This window comes from Chryseobacterium angstadtii (assembly GCF_001045465.1).
Taxonomy (GTDB): Bacteria; Bacteroidota; Bacteroidia; order Flavobacteriales; family Weeksellaceae; genus Chryseobacterium; species Chryseobacterium angstadtii.
Map to the genome: position 1 here is coordinate 345,278 of NZ_LFND01000007.1, position 19,186 is coordinate 364,463.

The 19,186-nt window shown below is 35.1% G+C and carries 20 protein-coding genes; 1 reads left to right on the top strand and 19 read right to left on the bottom strand.

Features of this window, described 5'->3' with window-relative positions; genetic code table 11:
* Nucleotides 1–178: 178 nt before the first annotated feature.
* The 8 genes from ACM46_RS20515 to ACM46_RS20550 form a co-directional block, all read right to left on the bottom strand.
* A complete protein-coding gene (locus ACM46_RS20515; RefSeq protein WP_048508533.1) occupies nt 179–766 on the bottom strand; it encodes a hypothetical protein in 588 nt (195 codons plus the stop codon).
* A gap of 76 nt (nt 767–842) precedes the next feature.
* Nucleotides 843–1,709, bottom strand: coding sequence for a tetratricopeptide repeat protein (locus ACM46_RS20520; RefSeq protein WP_048508534.1), 867 nt, complete (start codon nt 1,707–1,709; stop codon nt 843–845).
* A gap of 101 nt (nt 1,710–1,810) precedes the next feature.
* Complete coding sequence (locus ACM46_RS20525) at nt 1,811–2,959, bottom strand: hypothetical protein (RefSeq protein WP_048508535.1); 1,149 nt, start codon at nt 2,957–2,959, stop codon at nt 1,811–1,813.
* 152 nt (nt 2,960–3,111) lie between these two features.
* Complete coding sequence (locus tag ACM46_RS20530) at nt 3,112–3,969, bottom strand: GLPGLI family protein (protein WP_048508536.1); 858 nt, start codon at nt 3,967–3,969, stop codon at nt 3,112–3,114.
* 162 nt (nt 3,970–4,131) lie between these two features.
* Entirely contained in the window at nt 4,132–4,764 is a 633-nt protein-coding gene (locus ACM46_RS23565) for a hypothetical protein (RefSeq protein ID WP_185116208.1), read from the bottom strand.
* A 113-nt stretch (nt 4,765–4,877) separates the two neighbouring features.
* Nucleotides 4,878–5,471 (bottom strand): hypothetical protein, encoded by a 594-nt coding sequence (locus tag ACM46_RS20540; RefSeq protein ID WP_048508537.1) that lies wholly within the window; start codon nt 5,469–5,471, stop codon nt 4,878–4,880.
* Nucleotides 5,472–5,566: 95 nt separating this feature from the next.
* On the bottom strand, nt 5,567–6,244 hold the full coding sequence (locus ACM46_RS20545; RefSeq protein ID WP_048508538.1) for a hypothetical protein: 678 nt from the start codon (nt 6,242–6,244) through the stop codon (nt 5,567–5,569).
* Between the two features lie 140 nt (nt 6,245–6,384).
* Nucleotides 6,385–7,317, bottom strand: coding sequence for a Kelch repeat-containing protein (locus tag ACM46_RS20550; RefSeq protein ID WP_131707639.1), 933 nt, complete (start codon nt 7,315–7,317; stop codon nt 6,385–6,387).
* A gap of 135 nt (nt 7,318–7,452) precedes the next feature.
* On the opposite strand from ACM46_RS20550, the gene ACM46_RS23150 reads away from it, so the two are divergent.
* The gene (locus tag ACM46_RS23150) at nt 7,453–7,578 is read left to right on the top strand and encodes a helix-turn-helix domain-containing protein (RefSeq protein ID WP_117614457.1); all 126 of its coding nucleotides are present in this window, start codon (nt 7,453–7,455) and stop codon (nt 7,576–7,578) included.
* Between the two features lie 138 nt (nt 7,579–7,716).
* Here the strand turns inward: ACM46_RS23150 and ACM46_RS20555 are convergent, their stop codons facing one another.
* The 11 genes from ACM46_RS20555 to ACM46_RS20600 form a co-directional block, all read right to left on the bottom strand.
* Nucleotides 7,717–9,474 carry a GmrSD restriction endonuclease domain-containing protein gene (locus ACM46_RS20555; RefSeq protein WP_048508540.1) on the bottom strand — a complete coding sequence of 586 codons (1,758 nt, stop codon included), beginning with the start codon at nt 9,472–9,474 and terminating at the stop codon, nt 7,717–7,719.
* Nucleotides 9,475–9,807: 333 nt separating this feature from the next.
* A complete protein-coding gene (locus ACM46_RS20560) occupies nt 9,808–10,626 on the bottom strand; it encodes a DUF5694 domain-containing protein (RefSeq protein ID WP_048508541.1) in 819 nt (272 codons plus the stop codon).
* Nucleotides 10,627–11,080: 454 nt separating this feature from the next.
* The gene (locus tag ACM46_RS20565; protein ID WP_131707640.1) at nt 11,081–11,623 is read right to left on the bottom strand and encodes a hypothetical protein; all 543 of its coding nucleotides are present in this window, start codon (nt 11,621–11,623) and stop codon (nt 11,081–11,083) included.
* A 267-nt stretch (nt 11,624–11,890) separates the two neighbouring features.
* Complete coding sequence (groL, locus tag ACM46_RS20570) at nt 11,891–13,516, bottom strand: chaperonin GroEL (protein ID WP_048508543.1); 1,626 nt, start codon at nt 13,514–13,516, stop codon at nt 11,891–11,893.
* Nucleotides 13,517–13,570: 54 nt separating this feature from the next.
* Entirely contained in the window at nt 13,571–13,930 is a 360-nt protein-coding gene (locus ACM46_RS20575) for a four helix bundle protein (RefSeq protein ID WP_048508544.1), read from the bottom strand.
* Nucleotides 13,931–13,964: 34 nt separating this feature from the next.
* Nucleotides 13,965–14,243: a co-chaperone GroES gene (locus ACM46_RS20580; RefSeq protein WP_034723531.1), complete on the bottom strand. Its 279-nt coding sequence runs from the start codon at nt 14,241–14,243 to the stop codon at nt 13,965–13,967.
* A gap of 174 nt (nt 14,244–14,417) precedes the next feature.
* Nucleotides 14,418–14,552 carry a hypothetical protein gene (locus tag ACM46_RS23810; RefSeq protein WP_277619862.1) on the bottom strand — a complete coding sequence of 45 codons (135 nt, stop codon included), beginning with the start codon at nt 14,550–14,552 and terminating at the stop codon, nt 14,418–14,420.
* A 261-nt stretch (nt 14,553–14,813) separates the two neighbouring features.
* Nucleotides 14,814–15,533: a DUF3108 domain-containing protein gene (locus tag ACM46_RS20585; protein ID WP_048508545.1), complete on the bottom strand. Its 720-nt coding sequence runs from the start codon at nt 15,531–15,533 to the stop codon at nt 14,814–14,816.
* Nucleotides 15,534–15,689: 156 nt separating this feature from the next.
* Nucleotides 15,690–16,913: a dicarboxylate/amino acid:cation symporter gene (locus tag ACM46_RS20590; RefSeq protein WP_048508546.1), complete on the bottom strand. Its 1,224-nt coding sequence runs from the start codon at nt 16,911–16,913 to the stop codon at nt 15,690–15,692.
* 228 nt (nt 16,914–17,141) lie between these two features.
* Nucleotides 17,142–18,428 carry a CitMHS family transporter gene (locus tag ACM46_RS20595; RefSeq protein WP_048508547.1) on the bottom strand — a complete coding sequence of 429 codons (1,287 nt, stop codon included), beginning with the start codon at nt 18,426–18,428 and terminating at the stop codon, nt 17,142–17,144.
* 21 nt (nt 18,429–18,449) lie between these two features.
* The gene (locus ACM46_RS20600; RefSeq protein ID WP_048508548.1) at nt 18,450–19,142 is read right to left on the bottom strand and encodes a DUF2490 domain-containing protein; all 693 of its coding nucleotides are present in this window, start codon (nt 19,140–19,142) and stop codon (nt 18,450–18,452) included.
* Between the last annotated feature and the right edge of the window lie 44 nt (nt 19,143–19,186).

The following is a 19,186-nucleotide window of genomic DNA, read 5'->3' on the forward strand; positions in this document are numbered from 1 at the left end:
GCCTGAAAGAAAAAAATCATCAGGCTTCAATACAACGAAGCTACAAAAAATAAGAGGAACCGGAGCGATTGTTTTACTCGTGAACAGGAGCTTGGGAATAAAGAATACGTTTTTACAGTTCAGAAAATGGTATGATTTACAGGTACAAATAAATACTTATTCATTTTCAAAGAAGTTATTAGTCTCCTTTAATAATAAACCCATGAGATCTAAGATATTCATCAAGGCTGACATCAAATGGAATCACGTAATTATTGTCCAGATCATACATTCCGCTTTCGCCGTCTGAAGATTCTAAAAATCCAAGCATTTTAGACTGTGTTTTTTCTTTGGCATTTTTCCAACAGTTCATGATGAAATTACTTTCCAGACCGAATTGGTTTTCCCAATAATGTGCATAATCCAAATGACCATGCTCGTCGAGATAGGCAGAATAATCAATATTATTTTGATCCAGCACCTTTTTGCATAATTCCTGAACATCCATAGGGGAGTAGTCTTCAAACGAATGCTCTTTCAAGTGAAGTTCCGCTATCTGAATGGTTTTGTCCGGAGAATAATATTCATAATTAGGCAAAGCAAATAAAAAACTTAAAGGACTTGAAGCATAATAATACAAACTGATCACCTCAATTTTTTTATCATCTTCCCTGAATTTATATTTTGAATGTAAAACATCAACCAAAAATTGAGTGACTGCTTTTTCTCTGGGTAAGAGAAAAGTGTTTTTAAAGGCTTCGTCTATTTGTGTTTCTATTTTCTGCATGTTTTGTTCACTTTTGTGATTGTAAAAATAAAGAAAACTGGTATGTAAAACAGAATGACCGGGCCAAAAGTATTTTTTACTTATAGATTACTTTTGCTGTTTTAAAGATCTTTATAAATTCTTCCTTTTTCTCATTGGTGAATAAATCATTTTTGATGGATATGAAGCAGGAATGAAAACTATTCTCACCTTGCGTCAGATACCAGACCTGTGATACTTTACAATTGCATTTTTCATTGATGGCATTTTGTATTGAATACATGATCCATGGTTCTTTTGCTTTTACATCTTTTTCGATGAAGCTTAGCACGGCATCCTTTGATTTACTTTTTGCTGTTTTGTATACCTCATTCATCGCTTGTATTAAATCAACATTTTTAAGATCTGGATTTGAAGCTAAACTTAAATATTCTGAAGGCTTTTTCATATGAGCCACTAAAGTTATAAGTTGATTATTTTCATAAACTTCTTCGGTTATTTTCCAGTTTTCTATGTCAGGTATTTTCACAAAAACATGTTCGCTTTTCTTTTCCTGATACCCGCATAACTGTAAATATTCCTCATCGACTGGTGCACCCAGTTCTCTTGCTTCAGTAAAATCATGGCAGGCCATTTTTTTATTGTTAATGGCAAGATGAGTTTTTCCTCTTAATATTAATGCTGCCATATAGAGTTCTATAGGATTTGGCTTTAACGAAATAGCTTTGTTTAAGTCTGTTATGGCTTCTTTATATCTGTCATTATCGAACAGTAGAGAAGCTCTGACATAATAAACTTCAGCGAATGTAGGGTCCATTTCAATGGCTTTACTGTAGTCTTTTATTGCTTCTTCAAAATCGTTGTTTCCCTGTTTTGATTTTCCGCTGTCAAAATATTCTGTGGCTGTTTGTCCAAAAGTGAAAACAAAGCTTAATAATGTGATCAGTAAAATTTTATATTTCATTGTTTGGTATTGATGTAATGGTCCGGTTTTTTAGTACGTAAAGAAAACAAAACTAAGTAAACAAAACAAAATCCCGAACTTATGAGTCCGGGATTTTAAATTTATTGCTTGATGCTTGAGATGATCGTTTTCAGGAAAGAATCTATTTCTTCAGCAGATCTTTCGTTGTCATAAATCCTACTGGAAATGACTAATGTTAAATTAGGATCGGTAGGATGATTGAGAATATAAATTCCGAATTTGCCATGTGTTGACCAATCTTTCTCTGTTCCTGTACGCTCATTATTAAACTGAACATCATCCCCAAACCAATATCCTTTCATTTTATTAAATTCTACCGGTTTATATAAGGTCATCAGATCCATGCTTTTAGCTTCTTTATTCACTCTGTAATTTAGTTTTGGCAATCTGAATGCATTCATTGTAGAATTTTTTAACCCATTTATATCATTCCACGGGAACTTATATTTGTTAGAGTCATAATCTTTAAAGTTTACTTTATATCCTCTATTAGCAACTATAACCCCTTCGTGAATAAAATCATTGGCCAATTCTTTTGGATTGAGGCCGGGATAGTCGCGGCTGTCCAGTGCATATATACTGTAGAATACAAGATTTTTATCTTTAAGGACATATCCTAATTCTGTTTCTTTATCCCCTAATCTGCCGTTTTGTTCTAAGTCTATATCACCGGGAATATTGGTTTTATCTATTTTTAAATCTAAATAGGGAAGAAACAAATCCTTAGTTTCCCAGACCGGAACATTAAAGAAAATGGGCTCTAAAAGCTGTACTTTAGGACCATATTCCTTGTAGCCTATTTCCTGCTTCACCATTAATCCTACCTCTACCCGGATGCTTTTTTGTGCTTCGAGACCATTGGCCTGATCAAGAATCCATTGTAGGTTATTTCCGTTTGTTCCGAATCCACCTTCCCCAAAAACATTTAATTTCTTTTGAGCACTGGTTTTCAGGAAGTCTTCTATTGCTACATATCCATCTTTGTGAATTGCCCAATGATTGATATAAGTGTTTTTTGTATTAGCGAATTCCACATACAATTTGCAGAATCCGGATATCAGACCTACATCTTTAGGCTTTTTAAAACTCACCTGTAAGTTGGGCAGATCATTTTTGGAAATGGTAGAACCGGGTTTTATTTCCTTGCCATTAATGTAAGCCGAAAGCTGAGCGTTACCAAAACTAAAAGAAAGTAATGATAGGAGTAAAAATAAACGAATAGTTTTCATGGTTTTAATTTAAGAATTCAATAGTTGTTAGTTTTTTTTATGAAAAATTTTTCAAATATAGTTTATAGTGTAGAAATGCACAAATTGAAGCTAGTAATCATCTGTTCTCCGAGGTTTTTCGGATTTCGAAATATTTTATTAAGAGATCATTTTCATTTATACAATTCCCTTTCAATAAAATTATTAACCTTTTTTAAAGTTTCCTCCGCTCGCTTTTCTTTTCCTTTAATGAGATCCTTTTTTGTTAACGGCTTTCCATCTGCATCGGAAAAGATGGTATCCGACATTTCTGAAGAGCTATGAATGGTTTTTATATTTTTGGCAGGATCTTTTTTATACTCATTCCAGAGTTTATTGAATCTTTCATTGGTAAGAAAAACTTCTTTCATGTCTGAATCCATCAATGAAGGTTCATCATTGAGTTTTTTACTTCCTACCAGATTGAAAATATGATCCCCTTTATCGTCTCCGACATTTAAAATCAATCCGGGAAGCCCACAGAATTTATAAGGTCCGTCCTGTATCTGAATATCATTCGTGAACCAGGCTATCCAGTTTCTTCCGCCAAAAGTGGTGGTTGCTTTCTGAACTTTAAAACCTTCTATACTTTTTGTTTCAGGAAGAATAGTCCAGTTCATTTTGTGTTCTTCTTTTAAAGCGACGTTAGTGGCATTGAGAGACGTATGATAAACCGTTTCTAAATTGGGATACTTCTTCGAAACCCGGAAATTCACTTTTGGCTGTTTAATTTTTCTCATATCAAAGACATACGTGTGTGAAGCTTTTCCTTTTTCAAATTGTGCTTTAAAAAGGGAATCTCTGATGATCAACTGGGCGCTGTAGAAATTGGATCCCTCTTTTGTAATGTCAAGGTTCATCATTTCTTTGTCTACGTTTTCTTTGTGTAAAGAATCTATTTTAAAAGAATATTCATAGGAAAATCTTTGATTTTGAGCGAATAGGAGAGAAGATGTGAAAATGAAGATTAAAAGGATCGTAAGGTTTCTCATTTTTTAGGATATGTTTTTATGGTAGGTTTTGTTGGAATTATAACTAAAGTTTGAGGTTTTACGCTCGGGTGTGAAATCGAAATATAAAAACGGTTTCATCACTGATGTTGAGTATTGCAATTTCACCCCAATATTACAGGATCCGTGTTAGCAGTAGTCGTTTTAGCGTTCGTTAATTATATCAAATGGCGTTGTGTAAGAGCCCATAGTTTTCAAGTATTTTTTGTCTTCTTCTGTTAATTCATTGGTTCCAAGTGCAATGTCTTCACATATATTTCCGTCTTGCCTTTTTAGGGCAAATTCAATGGCTTCAATTTTTGGTTTTTTGTTCAATCCCAACATGGTTAAGTCCATAAATTGTCCTTGTGCAATTTCTCCTTTTGTTATTTGGCCAAGTAGAAAAAAATATCTGTCTGTTATTTGAATGGAGTTTTCAAGTTTAAACTGTGCCACAGTTAAGTTGTGCCAATTATTTCCGCAATATCTGCATTGTCTTGCGTAGGGTGTTCTTGCCAGCCTGTTACATTTAGGACAATAGTTCAGAAAAACTTTTTCAGGTGTTTCCTGCATTATTCGTTGGGCAACATTGAATTCAAATTCTTCATATCCGTCTTTGAGATACTCTTTTATGTCAGGCTGTTCACTGATCCAACCTCTGTCAACCATCATTTTTCTCATTGTTGGGTTGCCCTCTGTTTTATAAGTATAGATCTGATATTTCAATGCCAGCTTCTCATCGTCTGTCATTAAATTACTGAAATAATTTCTGATATAATTTGCTGTTTCTTTGTCCATGTAAGTCTGTTAAGGTTGCCTTCAGTGTTTCTATGCCTGGCGAGGGTATGAACCTCGGAACCTGTTATTACTTTAAATATTAAATTTCTTTTCAAGCGCTTGTTCTGAAGTTGTTATTCAGGTATTATGGGTTCGGCGCCATGATAATATTTCATATTTTCCCAATTAACATCAGGGAGTTTCATAAATTCTTCAGCAGTAAAAGATTGTTTAAAATCATTGATATAACCAAAATGTTTTGGATTTAACGTATCTATACTGCTCACTGTACCTTTGTTGTAATACCAAAATGTATATAATTTTTTACCCTGTTTATTATAAAAATATTTATTGGTTTCTTCCTCTCCACCAATGATTGAGCTGTAATAAATTTCACGGTTATTTTTGTCAATAACTGAAATCCCATCATTTTCATCTTTAATTCCATTATGGTAATCTTTATGGGTTTGTTTAAAGTATTCTCCCATTTTTTCTGACTCAATTATTTCAATAGAAGAAATTTCAAAGTTTTCCTTTAAAACATTCTCAGGGTTTTCGGTTTCGTCTAAATAATAAATTAGATGAGTTATTTTTTCATTGAAATACTCTTCTTTCTTTTTTATACATCCATTTTTATAATACACTTTTAAATATCTTTCCGCGGAATTGATGAAATCTAAATCTATTTCATTTTCAAAATAACTTTCATACTTAATTTCAAATTCCATGATGCTTATTTTTTAGCGGTTTTTGTATTATTTAAAATTACTGAGTTGTTTTGAATTAATTGGGTACGAGAAGGATGCCAGCGCCAGCGGGGGAATTAGTAAGCTGTAACATTCAAAATTCCATCAATCCCTCTCTTTCCATATATACTAACTGATTTACTTTTTGGAGTGTAATCGATTTGTGTAATATCCAATTTGTTTAAAGTTTCTATTAGTTTTCCTTTCTCATAGTTAATAATTTCCCAATTGACCATTAGTAGAGGATCATTTCCTAATTCAGAAGTTGCAATCTTGGTTTTCATAAACTCCATTACATCGTATTTTTTTAAAGAATTAGCCTCTATAGTATAATAGTTGGGTTTTTCAATGTTTAAATGATACTCTTGAATTAAGGACCAAAATTTGCCAGACCAATTTCGAGTGTCCCAAATTTTAATTTTTGAATTTAGTACTTGTTCAATTTCGGGTTTATTCTCTATGTCTTCAATTAATAAATTGGTCAGTATATTAATATCGTAAACGTATTCTGATCCTCTTAGTTTTTCAATTAAAAGTGGTTCAAAAGGCTTTAATCTTATTTTAGATTCCTGTAATTGATAAATAAAATTACCTAAATCAACCCCGGTTTTAGTTTTTAAATTTGAGGAAATAAAATTATTCCGCTCATTTTTATTCATTTTTTTCAGACCAAATGAATCATTTGTTTTACAACTTAAAATTATCGTAAAAACAGAAAATAAAAATAATAATCTCATATTTGATTGTACATTCATAATAGTGGCTTATAGTTTTTACAATCTCCAAATCTACAGATTATAATATATTTATTGAATTGATGAATACAGTATTATCCCACCACTGGATTAAAGTCGGGAGACTTTGCATAGTGGGGAATAGAGGAGATATTTGATCTTCATTGTCTGCCATTTGCAGAAAGTATGTTTTCGCTAATATCTGCCACTTGTATGCTTTTAATGGCTGAGCTGGTGAGAGACGTTGTACTTCCACCGATGATGTATAATTTATTGTTGTATACTTCCGCTGCAGCGTGTCTCCTGGGAATCATATTGGATGATAGCTGATGTAATTTATTGGTGGTTGTATCAAAATAGGCCAGGAAACTTTGATTATTAAAACCACCTACAATAAAAATCTTATTATCGGATACAGCTAATGAGTGCCCGGATATGCCAACAGGCATCGTGTACTTATCGACCCAACGATTAGTATTGAGATCGTAAACATTGATCAGACGGGATGGGGTCCCGTTAAAACCACCAATTACATAAAGCTTATCATTAACAATTTTGCCTTTTGCTTCTCTGGCTGTGGGCATATCTGGTAATGGATTCCAGGTATTTGAAGCAATATCATAGTACTGGAATTTATTGGAAAATACGGTGGTTGCGGCTCCGTTTAATCCGCTGCCGCCAAATACATATATTCTGCCATTATGGATGGCTGAACCTGAATTTCCCGTATAGGAACGATTAACAGCTCCCTTCGTTAGTGTATTGGTGGCAAGGTCTACAATTTCAAGATGGCTGTTTCCCCAACCGTTAAAAATATAAATTTTATTGTTGTAAGTCTCCGAATTAGCAAATCTTTTGGGAAGCAGACTAGAATTGAGAATACTCCAGCTATTACTGGTAATATTATATTTCTCAACATACCTTGCATCACTTGCTTTTTCCTGATACCCATTGCTCACATATATATGATCATTCACGATTACACTGGCTGTGGCCCCTCTGCCTGCAGACATATTGGCGAGATTTTTAAAATGAAGTGTCTGTGCGTGAGCTAGTATTGAACCTAAAAATGAAAGAATTAATAACTTTTTCAATGATATTAGTATTTATTTTTATTTAAATCTCTTTAATTGAATAGCGTGGTTTAAAGATAGGAAAAAGTTGAAAAAGAATTTTCTAAAATGCTTTTAGCCAGATGAACATAAAGATATTTTGAAGACTTACCTTTTTTGAAGACTTACCCAGTAAGCGATATAGAAAATGGGAAGAGAAATTTTGCATTTACTACATTAATTGATTTGGCTAGAGGTCTAAATGTATCGCCTAAAGATTTATTGGATTTTAAAATTGATTAGAAACCCCGACGGGAGTCGGGATTTTTCTTTATTAACCTATCAGGTAACATTCAAGGGCTTTACGTAGGCAGGTTTCGGAGCACGAAGCTCCAAGTTCGTACGTTAACCTGCCTAATGCAAAACCCGTGTTAGCAACAGCTATTTTAACATTCTTTGCCATAGACTTACTTCTTTATCACGTGGAATTTGTATCGTGCTTGTTCCTTGTCTTTCATAATAATTGTCTCCAAATTTTACAGGTTCACCATCTGTTTCAATTTTGAAAATAAGGATTGATTTGTCGTAGTAATTGAAGTAGTCTATGTTACGAAGTATTTGGTCAATATATTTTGATGGAGTAATTTTCGAGTGTTTTATTTTGTTTTCTATAACAGTTCGATATTCTTCGTGATTCTTATATTTTTTAACTTCTTCCTGAACTCCAGTAACTAAAAACTCTTTAAAAATAACAGATTTAGATTTGTAGTATTTCTCGTGGAAGTCACTATCTGCTTTTTTGTCTGCAACACCGATAATAACATAACCAATACTATCTTTGCTTATATTTGCGATTGCTGTCAAAGTTTTTAAAATTTTATCAAAACAGCCATCGTCAAATCCACTATCATTGTGCATTTTATGAAAACCAATTTTAAAGTCATAACAAGTATTTTCTGTATGAGAACTTTCTAGTATGTTTTCTAGTTTTAAAACACCGTTATTTAAAGCTGGGTCACTTTCACTTCTTTTAATAAAATATTTCCGAATTAATCCTTTAACAACCTCGACTCCTTGCTCACGCTGTTGAGATAAATTATAGAACTCTGCATTAGAAGTTAAATATTTATCACCAGCACCTTCAAGAGATTTACATAAGTCAGAGTAGCTAGTAATTTTTAGCTGTTCTTTTACTAGCAAGTCATAAAAGGCTAAGAAAAAAACTTGAAACGAACGATTAACATAAGATGTCTGTCTCTTAAATAAAACCCTAAAAAATGAACTTCTTGTGGCTTCAAATGTCTTACGAAACTCTTCAAATACTGACTCAAACATTTTAACAATATATGATTCGCCTAATTTTTTTATCGTTTGTTCGATTATTAAATTCTCGCCATAAAAATTATCAAGGTTTTTTGATGTTGCAGCAGGTCTTGGCTCAATTAAAATTGCACTAAGTAAATGTGCTAATAGTTCTTCATCTCTTGATTCTCTTATATTTTCATTTGTAATAAGATTGTGTTTACGCCAAAAAATTCCACCCATATCAATTCCATAACCTAAACTTTTGTTATTAATAGAAATTTTCTTCATATTGTTTAGTGTAAGTCTTTCAGTGTGAGAAACATCACCACGAACACTTTCAGACAATTGTCTGACTAGTTTACCGAATGAATTAATTGAACCAGCTTGTCTCAATTCTTGACTTGATAGATGTTTTCCATTTGAATTAATTCGTTTAAAAATATCGTCAATTGCGGTTTCTTCTTTAAAAATTGATACAGATAGAGGTAATTGGTAACTTGCGATATTCTTACAAAGTTCTCTACTTAACTTTGGTGTCTTTTGCGTTAATAGTCCTTTGTCAAGTAAATATTTTGTATTTGCAATTGTTTCCAAATCAAAATATTTGCCTTCATAAGAGAATTCACCTTCAATAAAGGATGTGATTGCATTTAGTCTTTGCATACCATCTATTATTTCAAGAATAGTATTCCCTTTATAGGAAATTTCAGCAACTAAAAAAAGTGGAACAGGATAGTTAAGTGAAATTGAGTCAATGAATTTTTCTTTTTCTTCAATTGTCCAAACAAGTTTACGCTGATAACGTCTATTTACCAATAATTGTTCTTTTTGGTAATAGTCAAAAATTGTTTCTACTGTCTCTGGCCTGATAATTAGTTTTTTTGTTATATCCATTGTCTTTTGTATGTCTGTTTATAATTGCTGTGTCATCCAAATTTACGCATTGCACCAATATACAATTGTGCGAATGTTGTTTTGCTTTTGGTTATCCATTTGTTAAATATAGAATATAAATATACTATTTCCTTACGGAAAACCATATTCCAAACAAAAAAACCGCCCCACAAAAGCAGAACGGTTTATATATTTAAAGCATTAGCACTGGCTACATCATTCCCGGCATTCCACCACCCATTGGCATAGCTGGCTCATCCTTCTTCACTTCAGTGATGACACATTCAATAGTAAGAAGATCCCGGAAACAGAAGCTTAGCTTTTGGCAGCAGCCTATTTTAATACGCTACTTACTTCAACCACTTCAAAGTCGTCATTATTTTGCAGCAGGTGTTTTAAGATAGGAATATGTCCTTGTCCAAATAGGAGAACAATGTACTTGTCTTTGGGATCTATTTGAGTAATGATATTAGAATAAATGGCTAAATTCCTCAAATACCATTCAGAAACTGCTTCCGCACCAATGTAGTTTTCTCCGGCGCCAATTTTTGCATAATATTTTAAGTATATTGACAGATTTTTCTGTAAAAGTTCTTTTGTATTGATATACTTTAGGATTTCGGTTATTGAATTTTGTTTGGTTACACGATCTATTTCACCCAAAAAGTTTTTCGCGATACCACCTAATTCATTTAATATATATTCCTGATTTTTTTCTTTAGCAGTAGCAGAAACCAAACTGTCACGTTTCATTCCGTAAAAAATATCTACACAATTGATGTGTTTTAAATTTAATTTTTTAGCCAATCTAAAACCAATTTGCTCTCGTTCAGAAACGGTTAATTTATACTTGTTTTGGGAATAAGCATTATACAGACTGTCAATTTGCTTTTGCTGCTTCAATGGTTTTTCTATCATCACTTTATCAGCATTGGTTCGTTTTAAAATTTCGGTGAGTTCTTCCAGTTCCTTTTGTCTTTTCGGAGCTAAAAAATCGTCAGTCTTTAATTCATACTTATCTAAATGAGGTGTTTCGAAGTGAATGGTCCCGATTAATAAGATTTTAGTCTTATGTTTAGACGCTTGCCCAAAAGCGGTTGTTAATGATAAAAGTGTAAGTAACAATGTAAAAATTGTTTTAGTAAAAGTCATGATTTTAATTTGTTTATTATTTTATTTTTATTGTTGTCGTTTTCAAAATAGCTTCAAAATGATGATCGTTTATGAAGGTAGTGCACAACGTGCCACCGCTTCATACAGTTATTAACTTCAATAGATTATATTTTTGGCCAAAGATAATGCTTATTTCGAAACATAAATATGAATTCATTGCAAAATTATCAATTGCATGAAATGGCTGTTGAATGATACTTTCAGCAACCTTTCTTGACTCACTGTTTGACTATTCTGAACAAAAAAACCGCCCTATAAAAATAGAACGGTTTATATATTAAATGGTCTCAGCGACCCGCTGTTACATCATTCCCGGCATTCCACCTCCCATTGGCATAGCTGGCTCATCCTTCTTCACTTCAGTGATTACGCACTAAGTGGTAAGAAGCATTCCGGAAACAGAAGCTGCATTTTCGAAATATATTCTTTAAAATTAAAACTTTTCGTCGGCTCCTTTTTGTGTTGAATTGTATTCAATTAATGTAGCGAAGGCTTTTTTCAATCTTTCAACTAAAGCTTGGTCAGCTGTAAAACTAAATGGAGCAGAATAGTCATCATAGTTAGGTCCGCTAATGGATAAGAAATCTTTTTCGGTACCATACTCTTTTCCTTCCAATACGGTATTGACTAATTTTTTCCCAGTTACATAAAAATCTTTTGAATACTCATTATTCATTCCCTTAACTGTGTTTAAGTCGATTGTTGTAAAATACCATTCGTTCATTTTAGCCTCCTTCTTATAAACAAAAATGCCATTGCTGTAAGAAACAAAGTGTCTAAAATCGCCTAATGTCCCGGCTAAATTTTCTTTCATTTTTCCACCAATCCAATCCATGGTTTCCTGTTTGGTGGGTTTTGCGGTTTTGTTTTCAGTGGATGGTTTGGTAGATTTTGGAGTTGTTTTCTTTTGGGCATTTACACCCATGCTTGCAACTGTTACTAGTAGTACAATTGCCAGCTTTAATTGTCTGGTCATAGTTTTAATTTTCATTGAATGCTTACTACTGTTGTGGGGGTGTCTGTTCAGCTTATTTCCCTGTATTTATTTTTGATATTTTATATGGAATTTCGTTTTTACTAAACGACTTTAATAATTTATAAGGTTTGCAAATTTATAAATTGTTTTGATTTGCCAATATACTATTTATTACTTATTGCAGAGTAATTAATCAAAATACACAACAAAAAACCGCCCTGCAAAAGCAGAGCGGTTTATATATTAAATGGTCTCAGCGACTCGCTGTTACATCATTCCCGGCATTCCACCACCCATTGGCATAGCAGGTTCAGCACTCTTTACTTCAGTGATTACACATTCAGTAGTAAGAAGCATTCCGGAAACAGAAGCTGCATTTTCAAGGGCAACTCTTGTTACTTTCGTAGGGTCAATAATTCCTGCTTCAAGCATGTTTACATACTCGTCAGTTTTAGCGTTGTATCCGAAGTCACCTTGTCCTTCAGCTACTTTCGCTACGATTACAGAACCTTCACCACCTGCATTAGCAACGATTTGTCTTAATGGCTCTTCAATCGCTCTTTTCACGATTTTGATCCCTGTAGTTTCGTCAGAATTAACTCCGCTAAGGTTTTCCAAAGCAGAAATGGCTCTTACTAAAGCAACACCACCACCTGCAACGATACCTTCTTCAACAGCAGCTCTTGTAGCGTGAAGCGCATCATCCACTCTGTCTTTTTTCTCCTTCATTTCTACTTCAGAAGCAGCTCCTACGTAAAGTACAGCTACACCACCAGCTAACTTAGCCAGTCTTTCCTGAAGTTTTTCTCTGTCGTAGTCAGAAGTAGTTGTTTCCATCTGAGCTTTGATCTGAGCTACTCTTCCTTTGATTTTAGCTTCATCACCACCACCGTTTACGATCGTTGTGTTATCTTTATCGATAGTTACTTTCTCAGCAGTTCCAAGCATGTCTAAAGAGATGTTTTCCATAGTGAAACCTTGCTCCTCAGAAATAACCTGTCCACCTGTTAAGATAGCGATATCTTCCAACATTGCTTTTCTTCTGTCTCCGAATCCCGGAGCTTTTACAGCAGCAATTTTAAGGGAACCTCTTAATTTGTTTACCACTAAAGTTGCCAAAGCTTCACCTTCCACTTCTTCAGAAATAATCAATAGAGATTTTCCACCCTGTGCAATTGGCTCAAGAACCGGAAGCAATTCTTTCATAGAAGAAATTTTCTTTTCTACTAAAAGGATATAAGGGTTTTCTACTTCAGCTACCATTTTCTCAGGGTTCGTTACGAAGTACGGAGACTGGTACCCTCTGTCGAACTGCATACCTTCTACAACATCTACTGTTGTATCGATACCTTTAGCTTCTTCTACAGTGATTACCCCTTCTTTACCTACTTTCCCGAAAGCTTCAGCAATAAGAGATCCGATAGTTTCGTCGTTGTTCGCAGAAACTGAAGCTACCTGCTTCACCATTTCTGTAGAATCTCCAACAGTTTTGGATTGAGATTTAAGGTTTTCAACCACTGCAGTTACTGCTTTGTCGATACCTCTTTTCAAATCCATTGGGTTTGCACCTGCTGCTACGTTTTTAAGACCTTCTCTTACGATAGCCTGTGCCAATACAGTAGCGGTAGTAGTACCGTCTCCTGCGATATCATTAGTTTTGGATGCCACTTCTTTTACCATTTGCGCACCCATATTTTCTACTCTGTCTTCAAGTTCGATTTCTTTTGCAACAGAAACACCGTCCTTAGTTACGTGAGGAGCTCCGAAAGATTTTTCAATCACTACGTTTCTTCCTTTTGGTCCTAAAGTTACTTTTACTGCATTAGCCAATGCATCAACCCCTCTTTTTAAAGCGTCTCTTGATTCAATATCGAATTTTATTTCTTTTGCCATAATGTTAAGCTTTAAGCTTTAGGCTTTAAGCAGTAAGCTTTTGCCTTGAAGCTGTTAATTATTATTTAATAATTTTTTTCTAAGTTGTATGAGTTTTTGTCTGATTAAATTCAGTTTTGGATTAAGGCTTAATAATTTGTCTTCGGAAGTGAAACCTAAATCGCAGGAAAGGAAGAGTAAATATTCAGTTTCATTTGTGGAACCTATACTTATTTCTAAAAATCGTGCAAATTCTTTGTCCGTTGATCTTCCGCAGCCTTCTGCAATATTTGTGGGAATGGAGACTGATGCTCTTCTTATTTGAGAAGTCAAACCAAAGAGTTCTGATTTTGGAAAACTTTCAGAGATGGTGTATATTTCTTTTACCAATTCATGGGCAATTTTCCAGGTATCATATCTTTTGTAGTCTCTCATTGCCTATTGCTTATAGCCTGATGCCTACTGCTTTCTATCCAATAACACCTAAAAGATCTCCTTCCTTAACGATTAAGAAATCCTTCCCGTCTAATTTTAATTCAGAACCTGAATATTTTCCATAAAGAACTTTGTCACCTACCTGAACAGTTGTAGGCTCATCTTTTTTTCCTGGACCTACTGCTACTACAGTACCTTCCTGCGGCTTTTCCTTCGCAGTGTCCGGAATAATAATACCTGAAGCTGTTTTAGTTTCTGCAGCGATAGGCTCGATAAGAACTCTGTCTGCTAATGGTTTAAAGTTTACTGACATAATATATTTTATTTTTAATTATTTCTCCAATGTAATTCTCTAAATGTATGCCATCAGGAATGGGTGGATGAAATGGCAGAGTTTTATTTTGCAGTGTGAAAATATGGCAGAAAAATGAAAAAAGTAAAGCCGGAAGATTCCGGCTTTGGTATTTAATTCTAATTTTTCGATGAATTATGGGCAGTGTTGTCCCGGCCCGATCCATAAAGTACATTTTCCCTGATTGTCGCGTTCGCAACAAACAAGTCTCGCAGCACCTCCAACGATGGTCTTCTGTGCTTCTCTGCTCAATGATTTTGCATTTTTCATAAGTTAATATTTTAATTTGTTGTACGTTCCTGAACATTTAAAGTCAATCAGGATTTTGACGATTTGGTGATGAGTATGATTCAAAGATAAAAATAAATTTACATATATAATACACTGTATGTAGATTTATTTACGTTGTTTGTAATTTGATAATCAGTTTTTTAACAATCGATTTGTAGTGATTGGGCGGAAAGTACTTGTTGTTGCTGTTCCGGATCGAAAAAGAAAAAAATGACCATAATAATAAACTTTTGACCTTTTTTATTTGATGGTTTCCAGTGTCATTTTTCTTCCGCCGAGATCCATATCCTGTTTCAGAATTTTTCGGCTTTCGGAATCAATATAATAAGTAACGAAGGAAGTCTTGTCACTGATATCATCCGTTGTTTTTACGGCCCAGACTTTTTTTCCTTCGTAATCTGTTTTCTTCACTTCCAGGATATAAGCTTTGATAAGGCCCTGCTTTGCATTCGGATTATAATCGAAAATGGAAAGGTCGGCCATGTAATTTTCTTTAAGCGGAGAAAATCTGAGCATCATCGGATAGCTGCTGCTGTCGAAATAATGGGTTGCCGGAATGTCTATATTGTTTTTTTTCTGAGATTTTTTGTCCAGATAATATCCGGTTACATTGGTTTTACCAGATTTAAGAACCATATCCCTCATCATATTGAACGAAGAATGATAAACAGGTTCGAAATTGGCGGTCTTTACGATGGTAGAATCCGTCCACTTGGCATCGGGAGCCTGTTTTAACTTAACGGTAGTTCTGATGAGAAGATCCGTTTTGTTTAATTTTTTAAGCTCAGTCGTGATGCTTCCTACTTCAATTTTTGTTCCTGCATTATCAGCATACCAGACTGCTTCTGAGGTTTCATCTTTGATCAGTTTAGAATCAATAGTGATGTTGGATGGGGTAAGCAGTTGTTGAGAAAACAGATGAGTGCTGCTTACTAATAAAAGGATAAGAAATGATTTCATGATTTTTTTTTATTAATAAGTGCTTCTGATTTTCAAAAAGTTACAGCCCTGATTGTAAGGAACGGGCAATGAGTGGTAAATGACAATTTATTTACCAAATTGACCATTTATTCTTCTCAATTTCAACCTTAATCTCAGCCTTAGCCTTATTTTATCCTAATCTAAAACCTCAGTTCTTATTTTTTGATTCTGATCCATCTTCGAAATCACTGCTCCGGAAATCGCAATACTGATAAAATTGGTGACTGATCTCGCTTCATTCATAAAGCGGTCTACACTGTAAAGAAGGGCAATATCCGTTAACGGAATCTTCCCAAACCTGTTCAGCGTAAAGATAAGCGCCAGAAATCCTGATCCCGGAACGCCGGATGCTGTTTTTGAAGTAAAGGTAATAATCACGAAAAGCCAGAGATAATCACTGACTGTTAATGAAATATTATAAAACTGAATGAGAAAGCAGCATGTCACGGAAATGTAGATACATGCCCCGGAAAGATTGAAATTATAGCCCAAAGGAATTACAAATCTTAAAATTTTTCGGCTGTAGCCTTCGGACTCCATTTTTTCAAAGATCAGTGGAAATGCTGTTTTGGAGGAGGATGTGGTAATCACCAGGATGATTTCTTCCTTTAAATCAAGTAAAAATTTCCAAAGCCGGATTTTAAACAGATAGGCAACAAGCCCTAAAACTCCGAATATAAAAACAATATCGGCCAGATAAACGGTGGCCACCACTTTACTGAGCGGAAGAAGCGTATTGATCCCATACACAGCCACTCCGTACGCAATATTACAGAAGATAATGACAGGAAGAATAATATAGAGATACTTAATCACCATATAAAAGGCTTTGATGGCCCGGTCTAACAGATTCAGAAACTTTTCTCTTGCTCCCGAAAGATTCATAAAGATTCCGGCTGCAATGGAAACAAGAAGAAAAATCCCATGTCTGTTCAGATAAAGATTGCCGGATAAAGTGTCATCATTAATCTCAAATGTTCTGGGAAGAGATCTGCTGATTCTTGTGGTATCGATTCCGGTATGAGCTCCCGGCCTCACCGCAATGCCGAAAATAAATCCTAAAATAATCGCTACAGAGCTGATGATGAGAAAATACAGAATGGTTTTCCAGACAATACTGCTTGCATTCCGGATTCCGGAGAGCTGACAGATTCCATACATGATGGCCATAAAAATAATCGGAAGGATCAGCATTTCCAGAACAAGGAAAAAATAACGGCTTACAACTCCCAGATGAATACTGATATCCGGCGCATAATGGCCCGTCAGTACTCCGCCGAGAATTGCGGCAAATACATATAAAGTGAGATTTTTTAAATATCTTCCTGTGAATGTTTTCTTTGTTTCAAAAAGGTTCATCTGAAAAAAATATGCTGTCCGTACAAAGATCCGTTGTTTTTTTTATATCTGAAATAAAATAATCGGTTAGGGATGATGGAAGAGGGAAGATGGAGGTTCTTAAAGAGGAAAATACAACTTCCGGGCGGTTTCTATTAATCTTTAAATCTTCCTATTAATTTTAAAACTGCGTCCAATAAAAACTTCCATCCTCCCTCTTCCAGCTTCTTTCCTTTAAACAAATCCAGGTTAAATGACACCCAGAATCAATGCCGCGATCAGCATCACAATAGAAGATCCCAGTGCCCATTTTAAAGTATATTTCAAATGGTCTGAAAATTCCACACCGGCCAGCGCTACCAAAAGATACGTAGACGGAACCAAAGGGCTCAGAAGATGTGATCCCTGACCGATAAGACTCGCTCTTCCCAATATTTCAGGTGAAATTCCCAGCTGATGCCCAGTGGCAACAATAATAGGCAATATTCCGAAATAATAAGCATCATTAGAGAGAAAGAAAGTAAGCGGAATACTGAACAGAGCCGTAATCACATTCATATAACCGCCCCAGCTTTTAGGAACAATTTCGATCATACTGTTTCCCATAGCCTGCATAATACCCGAACCATTAAGAATTCCCGTGAAAATTCCTGCACCGAAGATCATTCCCGCTACAGATAAAGCATTTCCTGCGTGCTTGGAAATAATTTTCTGCTGGTCTTTTAATTTAGGATAATTGATAATGGAAGCAATACAGAAGGCAATCATAAAAGCAATTCCCAAAGGCACTATATCCAGAATCATAACCACCAAAAGGGTGATGGTAAGAGCCAGATTGATCAGGATCAGTTTCGGGCGTCTCAGCTTCGGATCCACTTCGCCAATGATGTCATTGCTGTTGTAGTTGTTGTATTTTCCATGTTTGGCAATTCTTATCTTTTCTCTTCTTCCTAAAATATAAGCCACAAATATCACCCAAAGGATGCCGATGGCCATAATAGGAATCATAGGAACAAAAATCTCGGTGTGTCCCAGTTTCAGGGAACTCATTACCCTCGCCGTAGGGCCTCCCCACGGAAGAATATTCATAATCTGGCCTGCCAGCATGATAATACAGGTAAGAACCAGCGGATTCATCCCCTGTTTTTTGTAAAGGGGAAGCATAGCAGCAACCACAATTAAATAAGTGGAAGAACCGTCGCCGTCCAGAGATACCAATGCCGTAAGAATGGCTGTTCCTATAGTTGTTTTGATGGGATTGTCCCCAACGGCTTTTAATATAATATTGACCAGCGGCTCAAAAAGCCCCGTGTCGATCATTAAACTGAAATAAAGGATGGCAAAGATCAGCATCACTCCAGTGAGCGCGATTTCTTTTACCCCGTTTTTCATCATTTCTCCCAGTTCAGGACCAAAACCCGCAAAAAGAGCAATCGTTACAGGTACGATGACCAAAGCGGTAAGCGGAGTCATTTTTTTGTTCATGATCAGGACCATGAAGATCAGGATCATGAGGAATCCAAGGAAAGTAAGCATAGATGATTTGATTTATAATTATTAATTTTTGTTTTTCTTTCTCCAGTCGAAGCTGTTTCTGTAGCCTATGTAACCGTAATTACTCGTAGATCCGGTTTCCAGCTGATTGATAAAGGCCACTTCAATGGCTGAGTTTTTTCCCACCTTTATTCCTAGTCCTGCCGTTAAACGGTTGCTGTCAAAAGGATCTTCTTTCACCACATTCATTCTTAATTCATTTTTCAGAATGCCGTATAGTTTTTCTTTTTCACCTGCTCTGTTAAAAGGAATTCTCAGGGAAATAAGGTAACGGAGCCTCACGATAAATTCGTTCGGGTTGCTGATGAAACGTTCTTCCACACGGAAACGGTGCGAAACGGAAGTTCTCCCGATATTACCTCCCAGCGTCACCTGTTGGAAAGGTCTTTTCTCATACCGCTCTTTTTTAGAATTATCAGACTTATAGGAATCCAATACCAAAAACATAAATCCGGCGGCGGGTTTTACGTCATTGGCTACTTCGTAATCTAAGTAGGCAGAAACCAGAAACAGTCTTGTATCATATGCAAGGTCAAAAGAACGGTACTGGGAAAGCGCAGTTAATGTGCTTTTATCAGTAAGTCTTGCAGACATCAGATACTGGAACCACATATTATAATTGTCGCGGCTTTGCGCATCTACCAGCCGGACCATGCCCAGCAGAAAAATGATTATTAATCTGTATTTAATTTTCATGTAATGTTTAATTAATATCCCGATGTTTCAAATATATTTATAAG